Here is a 16,249-nt window from a genome sequence, read left to right as displayed (position 1 = left end):
AGTTGTTTAAAACATACAAATGACACAAAATAAAACCGATATTAGTTGACTATATCCAGGGGTTGGAATATAATTTTATTCAATAGGTAAAACGTTTTACAAAGGGGGATACAAATCCTTAACATGTTAAGAAACTGTAAGAACAGGAAAGGATGATTTCATGAGAATGTTTAATGACAGGAAGAAAGCAAGGGCATTCAGAGAATTTATGTACGTGTTACCGTTTCTTATTTTAGTTGCTGTGTTTTCGTATTATCCGTTATATGGCTGGGTCTATGCATTTTTTGATTATAAGCCGCCGTTTCCACTTAGTATGAATCAGTTTGTAGGCTTCAAATGGTTTACGTCTCTTTTAACCAATGATGTAAAGCTAAAACAGCTGCTGGCTGTTTTAAGAAATACCTTTGCCATCAGCGGACTCAGCCTTTTGTTTTCCTGGTTCCCCATGATTTTTGCAGTTTTTCTCAATGAAATTAAATGGAAACCATTTAAAGTATTTGTCCAGACTGCGACGACTTTGCCGAATTTCATCAGCTGGGTTCTGGTGTATTCCATTGCATACTGCGTATTTAACAGTACCGGTGTTTTAAACAGCCTGCTGTTGAATCTGGGAATATTAAAGACGCCCCAGCTGTTTCTCCAGTCTGCAAATCATATCTGGTTTAAAATGTGGCTGTGGCTTACCTGGAAAAACGCAGGGTGGGCAGCGATTATGTATATTGCAGCCATATCCGGAATCGATGAACAGCTGAAGGAAGCCGCCAGAGTAGATGGAGCCAGCAGAATGCAGGTGATCTGGCATATCACAATTCCTGGTTTAATTCCCACATTTTTTGTGCTTGTTATGCTCAATCTCGCTAATTTTCTGACAAACGGATTGGAACAATACTACGTTTTTCAAAATGCCTTTAATAAAGATTACATTCAGGTATTGGATTTGTATGTTTACAATATTGCTATGGGAAGCGGGGGATATTCCCTGTCAACTGCCATCAGTATGTTCAAAAGTATTGTAAGTGTACTGCTGCTGTGTGCGACAAACCAGATTTCCAAGATGGTAAGAGGGGAAGGGTTTGTTTAATGAAGCAGAAAGGGGAAGAAATGAGAGAAATCGTTAAAAAGCATAAAAGAAAACAAAGTTTAGAAGATTATGTTATCGATACCATTACCTGTATTGTCTATTTATTTTTTACATTTATATGTGTTTATCCCTTTTACTACATATTTATTAATACCATCAGTGCCAATAACTTAAGCGAAAGAGGGAAGGTTCTTTTCTGGCCCATTGGAATCCATTTTAACAATTATGTTTCTGTTCTTAAGATTCCCGGATTGTTTTCGGCTCTTAAGATTTCTGTTGCCAGGACGGTGATCGGGACAATTGTCACGGTATTTATTGCTGCGTTTCTGGGATATATGTTTACAAAGGAATCCATGTGGAAAAGGAAATTCTGGTATCGCTTTGTGGTAGCAACCATGTATTTTAATGCAGGTATTATTCCCTGGTATATTACAATGAGGAATCTTCATTTAACCAATAATTTCTGGGGTTATATTCTGCCGCTTGCAGTATCACCCTTTTACATTGTCTTATGCAAAACCTTTGTGGAATCCATTCCCCGGGAATTGCAGGATGCGGCGGAGATTGACGGGGCCGGTACGCTTAAAATATTCTTTCAGATCATTACCCCATTAATAAAACCCATCCTTGCAACCGTGGCAATCTTTACCGCAGTTAACCAATGGAATGCATTTCAGGATACACTGCTTCTGGTAACGGATAAACGCCTGTATACGCTTCAGTTTACCCTTTACCAGTACATTAATCAGGCAAGTTCTTTGAAGTCACTTGCCAATAGTAATGCTTCTTCGGCACAGATGGCGGCAAGCCTGGCTCACTCCCAGACTTCAACCTCCATCCGTATGACCGTTACGATTGTAGTAGTGGCACCGATTATATTAATTTATCCGGTTTTCCAGAAATTTTTTGTAAAAGGAATTATGATCGGAGCTGTAAAAGGATAATAACAATGCAAATAAAAGAAGGGAGCAGTGTATGAGAGTAAAAAAGAGAGCGTTTCAGGTGCTGTCAGCAGCTATGGCGGCAGTTATGGTGGCAGGATGTGCGGGGCCGACAGCGACGGAGGCAACAAAAACAGCAGCGGCAGCTGGAACAGGAACAGGGAACTATGACGAGCCAATGACATTTGATTTTTATGATGTTGCTGCAAATTATCAGGGAACCCAGGCTGGGTGGTTTGCAAAGGTGGTAAAGGATAAGTTTAACATCGAACTGAACATGATATCGCCTCAGGTGGCCGGTAATGGAATTTACCAGACCCGCTGCAGTACGGGGAATTTAGGTGATATTGTTTTGCTGGAACGCACGGATTTTACTGACTGTGTAAAAGCAGGATTAATTAAAGATATTTCGGCAGATATCAAAAATTATCCTGATTTAATGACATATAACGATCAGATTACTGTATTAAATAAGGCTCTGCCGGAAAATAAAGATGGTAAAATCTATGGAATTCCATGCCAGATGACCAATACATCCCCCACATCCTATTCTCAGGATGTAATTAAATCAAGCCCCCTTTTAAGATGGGATCTTTACTCAGAACTGGGGCGCCCGGATATAAAGAATACGGATGATCTCTTAGATATCCTGGAAAAGATGATGAAGGCACACCCCACCAACAGTGCCGGAGATCCGGCCTATCCCCTGTCTTTGTGGAAAGACTGGGATGGCGGAGACGGGATGTTGGGAATTGCTAATGTTACACAGCTGACAACCTGGTATGGTGAAATAATAAAAGGTTCCAATATTTTAAAACCAGACAATACATTTATCCCTGTAAACAGCAAAGATGGTGCCTATTATAAGATGCTTCATTTCTTAAATGACGCAAACAGGAGAGGAATCGTGGATCCTGATTCCGGTACCCAGGACTGGAATACGGCCTGTGATAAGATGAAGACCGGAAGAGTCTATCTCATGTGGTATAACTGGCAGGTTGGATTCTGGAATACCCAGGACCGGTTAAAGGATGGCACAGCATTTATTTATACACCGATTAAGGATCAGATCTATTATGCAGATGCAGATACCTATTATGGAAGCGGACGTGTTTTTGCCGTCGGTTCCCAGGTAGATGGCGCCAAGTATCAGAGAATTATGGATTTCCTCAATTGGTATGCAAGTCCGGAAGGGTTAAACTATCAGCACATAGGTTTGAAGGGATTTAACTATACGGTAGGCAGTGACGGAAAATATACATATATCAATGACAATGCCTTAATGGATAATGTCACCGTACCAGACGAATTCGGCGGCGGCGGATTCAACGACGGAAATAATGCAATTAATCAGTGGATACTGGATGCCATCAGTACAAATCCGGCTACAGGAGAACCCTATAACAAAGATTACTGGAGTACCTATAAGGCAGCCACAATGACGCAGATGAAGAAAGACTGGGCAGCTAAATTCGGTGCAGCAGAACCCGTTGATTATATGAAGAATAATAATATTCTGTTAATCAGCCCCAATGTCAGCGTATCCCTGCCAAGTGATCCGGCTGATATATCCATAATCCGCAAACAGTGCAGTGATTTGTTCAGTGATTATTCCTGGAGAATGATCTATGCAAAGGATGATGGAGAGTTTGATTCTCTGTGGAGTGAGATGTGTACCCAGATGGATGGAATGGGATTCCAGGAACTGTCTCAGTTTGACAAAGAAAAGTACCAGATTGAGTTAGACGCCAAACTGGCAGTCAATAAAAAATAAAGACTCATGAAAGAGGAGAAATTATGGATATTACGTCAATACTTCCGGAGGGCAAAAGCTTCGCGTTCTGGGAGCAGGAACAAAGATATGGGCAGGAGCTGCATGTCGACTGCAATCAGGACGGGGAGTCAGGAGAACAGGACGGAAGTATCCAGAAACCTTTTCTGACGATAAATGAAGCAGCAGCTGTTGCAGTTCCGGGAACCAGGGTATGGATTCATGGCGGTGTGTACAGGGAATGTGTACACCCTGCCATGGGCGGAACCGGTCCGGATCAGATGATCTGCTATGAGGCGTGGCAGAAGGAACCGGTATGGATTAAAGCTTCTGTGGAGGTAAGGAATTTTACCCGGAGCCAGGGCTGGAGGCTAAACCATTTTTCCAGTGATGCGTTAGCGGAAGGAATTTCCATCTGGGAGTTAAAACTGAATCCGGAGGATTTTAAGGGATACAATCCGTTCTGTGCAGTAAATATTCTTCATGACAGACTGTTTCTGGAATATGATAAAACCGATATGACTACGTATTTAAACAGGCGGGGAATGGTATTTTGTGACGGAAAGCCTCTGTTACAGGTACAGCTTTATGGCCAGCTGGGAACACAGGAGAATGCATATTGGGTGGAGGCCAATGGCCAGACTGTTCATTTTCGGTTAAGGGGTGACCAGGATCCGGGAAAACATCTGATAGAGATTACATGCAGGGAGCAGTGCTTTGCACCTGAGATTCCATTTTTATCCTATATAAAGGTGAAGGGAATTACCTGTGCACATGCAGCTGGCGGTGCGCCGGTTCCACAAAGAGGTTCGATCTCCTGTTTCAGAGGACATCACTGGATCATTGAAGACTGCCAAGTGGACTGGGCCAATGGTGTGGGAATTGATATGGGAAATGAATGCTGGCATCACTGTGTGCCAGAGGATCAGATCATCGGAAACACCATTATCCGTCGCTGCAGGATTAAAGATGCAGGAGTCTGCGGCATTGCCGGATTATTTGCCCAGAATCTTCTGATCGAAGACAATGTCATCGAAGGAACAGGCTGGCAGAAGATGGAGCTGTCCTGGGAAGCCGGAGGCATGAAAATACATAATTGCAGGAACGGCCTGATCAGAAGGAACATTTTCACAAGGACATTTCGGGCAGATCATCTGTGGCTGGACTGTAACAATGAAAACAACCGGATTACACAAAATTTATTCCTAGACGGAATTGAACAGCGGGAAGCTGTTTTTATTGAATGCACCAGAGATGGCGTTAATTTCATTGATAATAATATATTCTGGAACGTAGAAGGCAGGTTTGAAGCGGGGAAAGTCCAGGAAGAGACTGGCTCTTCGGGATGGTATAAGATGGAAGAAGACGAAATTGTGAATGGATACGCAATTTACGCCGAGGGAACGGATCATTTATACATCGCCAATAATTTAATTGCAAAATGCCGGAGTGCCGGATATTTTGCCAAGGCGGTTCCATTCCGCATGCATAACAATCTCAGGGGAGGAACTTCGAGAGACGCTCATTTCATAAATAATATCTTTTATGAATGCGGGGAAGCAGCCATTAAAATGCCCACGGAAAAGAATGAGGCGGAGGGAAATCTCTATGTTTCCATGAACGGGGGGTATTTAAGAATTCTATATCCGGCTCCTCCCTGCTGTCTTGACCTTCCTGCATGGCAGGAATTTTATGGGTTTGATAAAGAGGGGCAGGAGGGAGTCTTTCAGATCGATGTGGATACGGAGCAGTATACACTTCAGTTCCATTCTGCAGATAAGTATCCATGGGATACCATGAGGGGTAGACAACGGCATCAATATGTGATGAAAATAGAGGATATTAAAACGGTGAAAAAAGATCCACAGGTTTCCAGTGATTTCTTCGGAATGCTGCTGGAGGGTGATCAATGCAATCCTGGTCCGTTTGGGGATTTAGTACCCGAAAAGATCTATCACATTGATCCAAGAAAACTGTAAAACCAGGAAGGGGGGCTATTATGATTCGCATAGCAGAAACGGAAAATGGACTGGTAAGAGGAATTGAGGCAGCAGATCCCAGAATCACTGCATTTAAAGGAATTCCATTTGCAGCACCGCCGGTAGGAGAAAACAGATGGAGGGAGCCTAAGCCATGTGAGAACTGGGAAGGAGTCCGGGACTGTTTCCGGTTTGGGCCCATATCCATGCAGGGAGTGCCAGGGCTTAGTGATAATATCTATGACAGAGAATGGCATGTGGATCCGGAAATAGCAATGAGTGAAGACTGCCTGTATCTGAATATCTGGACCGGAGCAAAGAAAGCAGATGAGAAACTTCCTGTTCTGGTATGGTATTTTGGAGGCGGGCTGCAATGCGGATATACCGCAGAGATGGAATTTGACGGAGAGCGACTGGCCAGGAGAGGGGTCATTGTGGTTTCCGTTAATTACCGGGTGAATTTGTTTGGATTCCTGTCCCATCCGGAACTGACTGCCACACAGCCAGAGGCTCCGGCTAATTTTGGCCATCTGGATCAGCTGGCAGGATTAAAATGGGTTGTCAGAAATATTGAGGCATTTGGAGGCGATTCCCAAAATATAACCATAGCAGGGCAGTCAGCGGGGGGCGGCAGTGTAATGACCCATCTGACTACGCCAAAAAGTGAAGGTCTGTATCAAAAAGCAATCGTGTTAAGCGGAGTTTTCTGCCGCCCATACGACCAAAATTCCGATCCGTTCAGCCATTCACTTACCGATGCAGAAAAAACTGGTGAGAAATTCTTTGAATTTATCGGTGTAAAAGATCTGGCTCAGGCAAGGGACATGGACGGAAAGCTGCTGCATGAAAAGTATGAACAGTTTGGCGGCTTTATGGGAACTGTCATAGACGAAGTATTTTGTTTTGGTAATTCCTATCAGCGTTTTATGGAAAATAAGAGAGCCATGGTTCCCGTTATGGCGGGTAACACCTCGGATGAATTTTTTGATTCCATTCATTTAGATTCCGATGAGGAGTTAATGGAAATGATAAAAACGCTGTTTCCTGGACGGGAAGAGGAATTTCTTCGTCTGCTGGGAAATGAAAAGAAGGATGAACAAGGAAATACCGGTTCCGTAAGCAGTATTGAGTTTGCCGTAAAGGGATTATTTCATAAAAATGCCCAAAGTGGCAATCCGGTTAATTGCTATTATTATACCTTTGATGCGGATATTCCAGGCTGGGATCATCCGGGGAATTTTCATTCCGTGGATTTATGGTTCTTTTTTGAAACACTTGCAAAATGCTGGAGGCCTTTTAAAGGAAAGCATTACGATCTGGCGAGATGTATGGCAAATTACTGGACGAATTTTATAAAGACTGGCGATCCAAACGGAGACGATGCAGATGGAACGCCGATGCCAGTGTGGCAGCCGTTTACAAATGAAAACCCAGATGGAATTTTGTTTTCCACAGAGAAAATTGCTATGAATCAGCAGAATGAGCAGGAACTGATGAAATTTTTATTAGACAGGCTGAAGGAAAAATTCGTATAGCAACAGGTGATTGCAGAAATGGAGATAAGATGAAAAAATATGCAGTGAATCCCTATTTGCCCTCGTGGGAATATATTCCCGACGGGGAACCATATGTGTTTGGGGACAGAGTGTATGTTTATGGTTCCCATGATTTTTTTAATGGTTACGTTTTCTGCCTGGGAGATTACGTCTGCTGGTCTGCGCCAGTGGATGATCTTGGAAACTGGCGGTATGAAGGTGTGATTTATCCAAAAACAAGTGATCCCATGAACAAAGAGGGAAAGATGTGTCTGTATGCGCCGGATGTGGTCGTGGGATCTGACGGCAGATATTATCTTTACTATGTCCTTGATAAGGTTCCGGTAGTATCGGTTGCAGTTTGTGATACTCCGGCAGGCAGATATGAGTTTTACGGATATGTGAAGGATCGCAGTGGGGGGCGTCTGGGAGAGCGGCCGGGTGACCAGCCCCAGTTCGACCCGGGAGTATTAAGAGAAGATAATAAAATCTATCTCTACTGCGGTTTCTGCGGTCCCCAGGATGATACCAGATATGGCGCCATGGTGACAGTGCTTGCAGATGATATGGTAACTATTTTAGAAGAACCTGTTGTGATCGCACCAAGTAAGCCTTATAGTGCAGGTACCGGTTTTGAGGGTCATGAGTTCTTTGAAGCACCTTCCATCAGAAAAAAAGGCAATACCTATTATTTCATCTATTCCTCCGTAGCCATGCACGAACTGTGCTACGCAGTCAGTGACAGTCCGGTAGGCGGATTCACTTATGGGGGAGTGATTGTCAGCAATTGTGATGAGGGAATTGATACATATAAACCAGCCAGGATGCACACGGCATTTGCAGCTAACAATCACGGAAGTCTGGTAGAAATTCTGGGTAGATGGTATATTTTTTATCACAGGCATACCAATGGAACCTGGTACAGCCGCCAGGGATGCGCAGAGCCGGTTACGATTCTGGAAGACGGAAAGATCCCACAGGTGGAGATTACAACCAGCGGTATGGGAGGGGTTCTGCCGGGGTCGGGAAATTACGGTGCCTATCTGGCGTGCAATCTATTTCAGACGGAGCAAAAATCGGAAGTCCCCATTCCAAAGATCATGCAGGATGGCAGGGATGGAGACGAAGAGCCAGGATACATTGCCAATATAACAGATGGAGTTACAGCTGGATTTAAATATTTTGAATGTGGAGATTGTAAGCGTATCACCATTACAACGAGAGGTTATGCAGCTGGGTATTTTGAAGTAAAACATGCATGGGATGGAAGAATTCTTGCCACGATACAGATAAAGTACACCAATGTGTGGGAAGACTACTCTGCTGAGTTGGAACTGGAAGAAGGGAAACAGGCAATTTATCTGACTTACAGGGGAAATGGAAATGCAAGTTTATTATCCTTCTCATTGGTGTGATTAAAATTATTAATTAAATAACGAAAACGGCTGCAGAACGGTACTTAACTGCAGCCGTTTTTTTCTGTAAGGCTATTTATAAAACCTTTGTTAATTAGTGGGAATAACGGGTACAATAAGTGGAAAAAGAACTTAACTGATTGAAAGGAGTAGCAATGAAAGCATTAATAAAAATAACCGTTATTACCGGTTTTATGGTATTATGTGTGGGTGCATTGAGCGGCTGCGGAAAGAACAGAGTAAAATCACCAGATGAGACAACTGCTCCCGCAAAAGTATCAGTCAGTACCGAAACCGAAATCAAAACCGAATCCACAAAAGCTCCCTCCACAGCAGCCCAATCCACTGTTATGGGTGATTCTGAAAATGCAACAAAAGAATCGTTAAAGGAGCTGGGTTTCATTTACAATGGAAAAACAATCGCCCTTCTGGACTTTACAGATGACCAAAAGATGGAAGGCATGCTTGGAAAAGCGGAAGACACAAAAACCCATACGTATTCTTCTTCAGATGGATTAAACATGGATCAGCTCACAGGTAAGACAGAGAAGCAGTACCTTTATCCAGGCCTTGTGATTAAAACCATTGATGCAGGAGAAAATAACAAGTCATATATTTATCAGATTGAAATAAACGGTTCCCAATATACGACCGTGAGAAACGTCAAAGTGGGAGACAGCTTTGAAACATTGAAAGAAGCTTATCCGGAAGGTAATTTAATAGGTGGAGAATTAAGCAATGAGGAAGACGATTTCCGCTTTGAGGAAGAAGATTACGCAAATGTAATGAACTTTCATATAAAAAATAAGAAAGTGTCAAGTATCCAGATCTATTCTCTCATTGATTAATTGACTAGTTATACAGCACCGGATAAAATTCCAGAAGGCTATACAGAGAGTTTAATTCAGGCGATTAAGGGCGATTTGGTTCAGATTATATATAAGAATGGTGAGAATGAAATAATTTTCCGTCAGGCGAAGAAAGGCAAAGAAATCCAAGACATCAGCGGTGACTACAACGTATACGACGAAAAAAACACAATCATGATTGATGACCTGGAGGTTGTAATTAAGGGGAATGGCGGCATGGTAAGCAATGCACTCTGGACCAACGGGGATTTTATATTTTCCATTACGGTAACTCCTGGAGAAAACGGTATTGAGAAAACAGATATGATTCATATGATCGAAAGTATCAGGTAATAAAATAAGTGATTATTACACAGAGGGAACTATTAAAGAAGGTGGTGCCGCAAAATTAACAATTAAGCGGCACCTTTCCTTTTAGTCCTGTGATACAACTTTGATGGCAATCTGTATGATATACTCGGAAGGATCTTCTGCAGCCAGATAACTAAGTATTTCCTGTTCGTAGGCATTTCCCGCAATCTGCAGATTAGAATTGTTAATATAGTCTGCCAGAGTTTCATAGGATCTGGGCAGCATATCATATGCACCCTTATGATTAATAACAGCATATTTGCCTCTGGGTTTTATGTGTACTTTTTCTCCGATACATTTTTTCCCTAATTTATTATAAAAGTATGCAGGCCTGTCATATATCTGTTTTTCTAGATCAGATTTTCTGGTGATTGTACCAAATGGATAAGTGAGCTCAATCTGATGAGCGGCACAATATTCATAATGCTCCCCCATTTTTTTCACATCTTCATTTTCGGCACCGTTGCTGGACAAAGGTACTACAATATAATAATCCTCTTCCTGATTTTCTGTATAAGGGACATTGCAGATAACACTTAACGCATTTTTCGTCATATCATAGGTGGTTTGAAGCAGCTTCTCCATCCTTTTCAGCTTCTTTTGTTCTAATATCAGTTGTTTCCTTTTTTCTTCCACAACCGAAAGAAACCGTGCCGGACTTTTATGTTCTAAATATTCTTTGATTTCGCTCAGGGGCGTCCCTGCTTTTTGCAGTACTTCAATGATGTCAAATGTTGCAAATTGTTTTAAAGAATAGAAGCGGTAGCCTTTCTCATTCACATATTCCGGTTTCAAAATGCCGATTTCATCATAATGAAACAGCGTATGTTTCGTTACTCCGCACGCTTTGGCGAATTCACTGGTCGTAAGATATTGCTCATGAATCATTTTTATTTCTCCTATTGACTATCGGGTTACACTATACGTTATAATGTCACACGATAAGGAATTTGTCAATGACGTGAGCGTTAGATGATGAAAGTTTAAGGGAAAGCAGGAGTTTATATGAAAAAAATATTACATTTGATGAAGCCTTATAAGTGGACAGCGGTGTGTGCTGTACTTTTTACAGTGATGAACAATATTTGTGTGTTGTATCTTCCGGGCGTCTTTGCAAAGATTATAAATGATGGAGCTTTAAAGGGTGATATGCCCTATGTTTACAAAATGGGAGGGCTGATGCTGCTGGTCGCCGTCTTAAGTGGTGTAACCTATATTGCGTCAGCAGTATATGCATCAAAGGTCACCTCCAGTTTTGCCAGAGATTTACGCCGTTCAGTTTTTGTAAAGGCGCAGGAGTATTCCATGAGCGATTATCAGAAATTTGGATCCGCTTCCCTGATCACCCGCTGTACCAACGATATTACCATAATTCAGCGGTCTTTCATGATGATATTGCAGATGCTTCTTCCTGCACCCATCATGGCTGCGGTAGGTCTGGTACTGGCGTTTCGAACCAATGCAACTATGGGATTGGTAATGGCGGCAATCATTGGAATTACAGGCGGAATTGCTTATTCCATAGGAAGTAAGGCGATCCCTCTGTTTCGCCAGCTGCAGGTTAAAATGGATAATCTGACAAGGATTCTTCGGGAAATAATCTCTGGTGTACGGGTGATCCGGGCATTCCACAAGGAGAAATATGAGGAAGAGCGTTTTGGCAGTTCCTGTAAGGATTATTGTGATATTGCAATTGAGACCAATAAAATTTTTGCTGTTCTTTTACCCACTCTGACATTGTTAACAAACCTTGGAATTATCTGTATTCTGTTATTTGGCGGAGTGAAGGTCTCTGAAGGGATGATGCAAATCGGCAGCATTTTCGCGCTGATTGAATATCTGACCATCATTTTATTTACAGTAACAATGGCAATACTGGTGTTCATGGAAATACCACGGGCACAGTCCTGCTGGGAAAGACTTCAAGAAGTATTGGATTTAGAGCCGGAGATACAGGATAAGGAGAACGCTTTGCCCCAGGGCGGCGCCTTGACCCCGATTCGGGCACAGCTTGAATTCCGTAATGTATCATTTCGTTACACCAATGCAGAAGAGGCTGTATTAAATAAGATTTCCTTTACCTCAAAGGCAGGAGAAACCACTGCCATAATCGGAGGCACAGGATCGGGAAAATCAACCATTGCAAATTTAATCCCCCGGTTTTTTGATGTAGATGAGGGTGAGATCTTAATTGACGGTGTTGATATCAGGAACTTGTCTCAAAAGGAGTTAAGATCCAGGATTGGTTTTATTCCTCAGAAAACCTTTCTTTTCCGTGGAACAATTGCAAGTAATATCCGTTACGGAAAAGAAGATGCCTCTGATACAGAAATAATTCAGGCTGCAAAAACAGCCCAGGCTCATACCTTTATATCTTCCATGGAAAAGGGATATGATTCTTTTGTAGCCCAGGGAGGAACCAACCTCTCAGGAGGCCAGAAGCAGCGTATTGCAATTGCCAGAGCGCTGGTACGAAAGCCAGAAATTTATGTATTTGATGACAGTTTTTCTGCGCTTGACTATAAAACTGATGCATTACTCAGGAAAGCTCTCCGGCAGGAAATTAAAAATAAAGAGGCTTCACTTATCATTGTTGCACAGCGGATCAGCACCATTCTTGATGCAGACAGAATTATTGTTCTTGATCAGGGAGAAATTGCAGGAATTGGTACCCATCAGGAGCTGATGAAGAATTGCCTCGCTTATAAACAGATTGCGGCCTCCCAGTTAAGTGAGTCGCAGCTTAAAAAGGAAGTGGTATAATTATGAAAAAGAATACTGGAAAACGGCTGATATTGTATTTATTTGGGGGGCAGAAAGGAAGAATGAGTGCTGTAATGGCTTCCATCATTCTCAGTACGCTGGCAGCCCTTGCTGCACCGTTTGTACTGGCAAAAGCAATTGATTCTATTTTTATGGGAATTCAGGAAGCGGCTGCACATGGAACACGGTTCCACGTCAATGTTCAGACAGTGGGCAGTTATGTTGGTAGTTTAATGGTCCTTTATCTGATAAATTTTATTATGAAATATGTAGAGCAGTACGTGATGTCCTCCGTATCTGAGACCGCAGGACTTCAGATGAGAAATGATTTAAGTAGTAAGCTTGGCCGTGTTCCGCTGGGATTTTATGATGCCACCGAAAAGGGGGAGGTGCTAAGCCGGACAACCAATGATATTGAAAAGGTGGTGGAAGTACTCAGGGAGGGAGCAGGGCAGTTAATCACCGCGCTTCTGACCGTTGCAGGAGCAGTTATCATGATGCTTCTGATCAGTCCGCTGCTTACCATTGTCTCCCTTGCCGTTGCAGGCGCTGCAGCAATTCTGACATCATGGATCACTACCAGATCCAGAAACAATTTTGCAAAATATCAGGCATCATTGGGGCATATGAACGCCAACATAGAAGAGTCTTTTACAGGTCAGCTGGTCATTAAAGCGTTTGGGTATGAGAAAACAGCAATTGGGGATTTTGATATCATAAACAGCGAACTGTGTGAGGACAGTCATAGGGCTCAGGTATCCACCTATATTGTCGCACCTGTGGTACGTTTTATCAGCAGCTTCGGATATATTTTCATTGCTGTAATGAGTGGTCTGTATCTTATTCAGGGAAAGCTTTCCATTGGTACTGTCCAGGCATTTGTCCAGTACTTTGATCGTTCCTCTGAGCCGATTATCGAATGTGCCCATATCATGAATGTGATGCAGTCCGCCATTGCCTCCTCAGAACGTTTTTTTGAGATCATGGACATGGAAGAAGAAATTCCTGATAAAGCAGGGCAGGAAAAAACAGAGGATATTAAGGGTGACATTGATTTTAACCATGTGAGATTCGGCTATCAGGAAGATTCAATTCTGATGCAGGATGTAAATCTTCACTTAAAGGCGGGAGATAAGGTGGCAATTGTGGGCCCGACTGGTGCGGGTAAGACGACTCTGGTCAATCTTCTGATGCGTTTCTATGAGACTAATGGCGGTACGATTACACTGGATGGGATCAATATTATGGACTTTAGCCGTTCAGAATTAAGAAAACAGTTTGGCATGGTGCTTCAGGATACCTGGCTGTTTGGAGGTACGATCAGGGACAACATCGCTTACAGTGTTCTTGATGCAGAAAAAGAAGAAATAATTGCGGCTGCCAAAGCGGCCAGAGTGGATCATTTTATCCGGACTATGCCAGATGGATATGATACGATTCTGGAAGAAGAGGGAAGTAATTTATCTCAGGGGCAGAGGCAGCTTTTAACCATAGCCAGAGTGATTCTGGCCAATCCCCCTCTTCTTATCCTGGACGAAGCGACTTCCAGTGTTGATACCCTGACAGAGCTGGAGATACAAAAAGCGATGGATCATCTGATGAAAGGAAGAACCAGTTTTATTATTGCTCATCGGCTTTCCACAATTCGCGATGCTGACTGCATACTGGTGATGAATCAGGGTACAATTATCGAACAGGGAACTCATGAAGAACTGCTGTTAAAAAAAGGATTTTACCAACAATTATATAACAGTCAGTTTGCAGATCAGTGCGGTTGATATAATAATCTTCAGAAATGTTAAGATTTATTTAGCTGATTTTTTTTGCAAAGTTAGTATAATGAAGTTTGGGATGATTGTTCATCTATTTTAGTTATTAAAGAAAAGTGGAGCTAAAATGAGAAACTTTGGAAAAATTGTCGGATTCTGGGGGATTCTTCTCCTATTATTAATTCTGTGTTCAATTTTGTTTGTACCGAAACGGAATACAGTGAAAGATGGAATTGCAAACAGGGATAGTCATGCATATGGTGTCCTGGCAGAACCTGCAAATTCGCTGGATGTGATTGTTGTGGGCGATAGTGAAGGATATTCCGGAATCTCGCCCATGGTAATGTGGAAAGAGCGTGGAATTACATCCTTTGTCTGCAGCCAGTCCGGGCAGCGTTCTGCGGAAGCCTATTATATGCTTAAGAAGGCGTTAAAACGGCAAAATCCCAAGCTTGTAATTTTGGAAACGGATTTATTTTATCACAACCGGAATGTTCCAACGGAAATAAATCACGCACTGGAATATATGTCACAGTATTATCTGCCAGTCTTTAAGTATCATGACAGGTGGAAATCACTCACAGCCCGTGATTTCAGTCCGAAGCAGGACTTTAACCAAAAAGATGTTATGAAAGGGTATTTTCATAGTAAAAAGGTAGCGCCTTATCAGGGCGGAGAATACATGAATCAATCAGAGGGGCGGGAGTCAGTAGACCAGACCGTGACATTTTGGACAGACAGAATTGTAAATCTGTGCAGAGAAAAAAACATAAGTCTGCTGTTAGTAGGGGTTACTTCCCCAAAAAACTGGGACTATAGCCGTCATAATACAGTCAATGATTATGCCGTAAAAAATAAAGTTCCGTTTCTTGATTTAAACCTCTTTACAAAGGACATAAAGATAGACTGGAATAAGGACAGCAGAGACGGAGGCGATCACTTAAATACAAGCGGAGCCGAAAAGTTAAGCCAGTATCTAGGCACTTATCTGGCTGCCCACTATCCACTCACAGATCATCGAAGTGATAAAAACTACAGTGAGTGGAACAAAGAACTGGAGCAATATTTTAACAATATATCTCAGAAAGAAGCTTCCAGTTAATCCATCCACTTTTCAGGGGCAGCCATACCTGATTGAAATTTATCCAGAAATAAGCCCACATGATAGCCGTCTGATACAGCATGGTGAACGGTAATGGATAACGGCATCCGTTTTCTGCCGTCTCTGTCAATAAATTTTCCTGCTTCCAGAACAGGGAAAAAGGAGCTGCTGTTTGCATAAGGAACCGGCGTATAGCTTGTAAACTCAATCCATGGAAGCATTCCTATCATAAAACTGTTCTGAGGGGGCATATCCGGCTTTGCTAAGATCCCATGGCTATTGGCAAAACGATTCTGGTCCGTAATGTAATTATTATAAAAAGTATGAAAGTCGGAATCATACTCCGTCCACATATTAGACATGGTCTTGTCATCCGGGTGAAAGCTTGCATAAGAAGGGTGTAAGACCTCATAACAACCAAGTTTTCCATCTATAGAGGCAATCCGAAACTCCTGTTGTTCTGTTATCAGCTTAGAAGCCAGATACAAATAAGCAGGGAAAAACTTTTTGTTTTGCTCTTTTACCATGTTGTAGGTATTAGTGATATCCGCCTCAATGGTAATGGAAAATCCGGTAGGCAGCATTTTTGTAAAGTAATAAAAATACTGTTTTCTGTCCCAGCTGTCAAAATCAATGGGAGTAAAGGCAGTGTTTATGTCTGACATTTGTAATC

At 42.3% G+C, this 16,249-nt stretch carries 13 protein-coding genes; 11 read left to right on the top strand and 2 right to left on the bottom strand.

Annotation, left to right across the window (positions count from 1 at the left end):
• The first annotated feature begins 160 nt into the window (after window positions 1-160).
• From ABS301_RS02445 to ABS301_RS02410, 8 genes are all read left to right on the top strand, one after another.
• Window positions 161-1,081, top strand: a complete 921-nt coding sequence (locus tag ABS301_RS02445) for an ABC transporter permease subunit (RefSeq protein ID WP_349670676.1) — start codon at window positions 161-163, stop codon at window positions 1,079-1,081.
• The gene (locus ABS301_RS02440; protein ID WP_502877925.1) at window positions 1,081-2,025 is read left to right on the top strand and encodes a carbohydrate ABC transporter permease; all 945 of its coding nucleotides are present in this window, start codon (window positions 1,081-1,083) and stop codon (window positions 2,023-2,025) included. The genes ABS301_RS02445 and ABS301_RS02440 overlap by 1 nt, the downstream gene beginning before the upstream one ends.
• Window positions 2,026-2,056: 31 nt before the next feature.
• Window positions 2,057-3,796, top strand: a complete 1,740-nt coding sequence (locus ABS301_RS02435; RefSeq protein WP_349670675.1) for a type 2 periplasmic-binding domain-containing protein — start codon at window positions 2,057-2,059, stop codon at window positions 3,794-3,796.
• 23 nt (window positions 3,797-3,819) lie between these two features.
• Window positions 3,820-5,772 carry a right-handed parallel beta-helix repeat-containing protein gene (locus tag ABS301_RS02430; RefSeq protein ID WP_349670674.1) on the top strand — a complete coding sequence of 651 codons (1,953 nt, stop codon included), beginning with the start codon at window positions 3,820-3,822 and terminating at the stop codon, window positions 5,770-5,772.
• A gap of 20 nt (window positions 5,773-5,792) precedes the next feature.
• Entirely contained in the window at window positions 5,793-7,307 is a 1,515-nt protein-coding gene (locus tag ABS301_RS02425) for a carboxylesterase/lipase family protein (RefSeq protein WP_349670673.1), read from the top strand.
• Between the two features lie 29 nt (window positions 7,308-7,336).
• On the top strand, window positions 7,337-8,722 hold the full coding sequence (locus tag ABS301_RS02420; protein WP_349670672.1) for a family 43 glycosylhydrolase: 1,386 nt from the start codon (window positions 7,337-7,339) through the stop codon (window positions 8,720-8,722).
• 155 nt (window positions 8,723-8,877) lie between these two features.
• Window positions 8,878-9,570 (top strand): hypothetical protein, encoded by a 693-nt coding sequence (locus tag ABS301_RS02415; protein WP_349670671.1) that lies wholly within the window; start codon window positions 8,878-8,880, stop codon window positions 9,568-9,570.
• Window positions 9,571-9,924 (top strand): DUF4367 domain-containing protein, encoded by a 354-nt coding sequence (locus tag ABS301_RS02410; RefSeq protein WP_349670670.1) that lies wholly within the window; start codon window positions 9,571-9,573, stop codon window positions 9,922-9,924.
• Between the two features lie 81 nt (window positions 9,925-10,005).
• Here the strand turns inward: ABS301_RS02410 and ABS301_RS02405 are convergent, their stop codons facing one another.
• The gene (locus ABS301_RS02405; protein ID WP_349670669.1) at window positions 10,006-10,830 is read right to left on the bottom strand and encodes a MerR family transcriptional regulator; all 825 of its coding nucleotides are present in this window, start codon (window positions 10,828-10,830) and stop codon (window positions 10,006-10,008) included.
• A gap of 117 nt (window positions 10,831-10,947) precedes the next feature.
• Between ABS301_RS02405 and ABS301_RS02400 the strand changes: the two genes are divergently transcribed.
• The 3 genes from ABS301_RS02400 (at window position 10,948) to ABS301_RS02390 (ending at window position 15,576) form a co-directional block, all read left to right on the top strand.
• Complete coding sequence (locus tag ABS301_RS02400; protein ID WP_349670668.1) at window positions 10,948-12,705, top strand: ABC transporter ATP-binding protein; 1,758 nt, start codon at window positions 10,948-10,950, stop codon at window positions 12,703-12,705.
• Between the two features lie 2 nt (window positions 12,706-12,707).
• Window positions 12,708-14,483: an ABC transporter ATP-binding protein gene (locus tag ABS301_RS02395; protein WP_349670667.1), complete on the top strand. Its 1,776-nt coding sequence runs from the start codon at window positions 12,708-12,710 to the stop codon at window positions 14,481-14,483.
• 118 nt (window positions 14,484-14,601) lie between these two features.
• A complete protein-coding gene (locus ABS301_RS02390) occupies window positions 14,602-15,576 on the top strand; it encodes an SGNH/GDSL hydrolase family protein (RefSeq protein WP_349670666.1) in 975 nt (324 codons plus the stop codon).
• Here ABS301_RS02390 and ABS301_RS02385 read toward each other — a convergent pair.
• On the bottom strand, window positions 15,573-16,241 hold the full coding sequence (locus ABS301_RS02385) for a CatA-like O-acetyltransferase (RefSeq protein ID WP_349670665.1): 669 nt from the start codon (window positions 16,239-16,241) through the stop codon (window positions 15,573-15,575). The two genes, ABS301_RS02390 and ABS301_RS02385, sit on opposite strands and share 4 nt — an antisense overlap.
• Window positions 16,242-16,249: the final 8 nt, after the last annotated feature.

Source organism: Lacrimispora sp., assembly GCF_031982545.1.
GTDB lineage: Bacteria > Bacillota > Clostridia > Lachnospirales > Lachnospiraceae > Lacrimispora.
This window is presented reverse-complemented; position numbering and strand designations above follow the sequence as displayed.

What these genes read in the sequence shown, in the direction of transcription:
- ABS301_RS02445 (WP_349670676.1), top strand. Translation starts at nt 161, where the DNA reads ATGAGAATGTTTAATGACAGGAAGAAAGCAAGGGCATTCAGAGAATTT.
- ABS301_RS02440 (WP_502877925.1), top strand. Translation starts at nt 1,081, where the DNA reads ATGAAGCAGAAAGGGGAAGAAATGAGAGAAATCGTTAAAAAGCATAAA.
- ABS301_RS02435 (WP_349670675.1), top strand. Translation starts at nt 2,057, where the DNA reads ATGAGAGTAAAAAAGAGAGCGTTTCAGGTGCTGTCAGCAGCTATGGCG.
- ABS301_RS02430 (WP_349670674.1), top strand. Translation starts at nt 3,820, where the DNA reads ATGGATATTACGTCAATACTTCCGGAGGGCAAAAGCTTCGCGTTCTGG.
- ABS301_RS02425 (WP_349670673.1), top strand. Translation starts at nt 5,793, where the DNA reads ATGATTCGCATAGCAGAAACGGAAAATGGACTGGTAAGAGGAATTGAG.
- ABS301_RS02420 (WP_349670672.1), top strand. Translation starts at nt 7,337, where the DNA reads ATGAAAAAATATGCAGTGAATCCCTATTTGCCCTCGTGGGAATATATT.
- ABS301_RS02415 (WP_349670671.1), top strand. Translation starts at nt 8,878, where the DNA reads ATGAAAGCATTAATAAAAATAACCGTTATTACCGGTTTTATGGTATTA.
- ABS301_RS02405 (WP_349670669.1), bottom strand. Translation starts at nt 10,830, where the DNA reads ATGATTCATGAGCAATATCTTACGACCAGTGAATTCGCCAAAGCGTGC.
- ABS301_RS02400 (WP_349670668.1), top strand. Translation starts at nt 10,948, where the DNA reads ATGAAAAAAATATTACATTTGATGAAGCCTTATAAGTGGACAGCGGTG.
- ABS301_RS02395 (WP_349670667.1), top strand. Translation starts at nt 12,708, where the DNA reads ATGAAAAAGAATACTGGAAAACGGCTGATATTGTATTTATTTGGGGGG.
- ABS301_RS02390 (WP_349670666.1), top strand. Translation starts at nt 14,602, where the DNA reads ATGAGAAACTTTGGAAAAATTGTCGGATTCTGGGGGATTCTTCTCCTA.
- ABS301_RS02385 (WP_349670665.1), bottom strand. Translation starts at nt 16,241, where the DNA reads ATGTCAGACATAAACACTGCCTTTACTCCCATTGATTTTGACAGCTGG.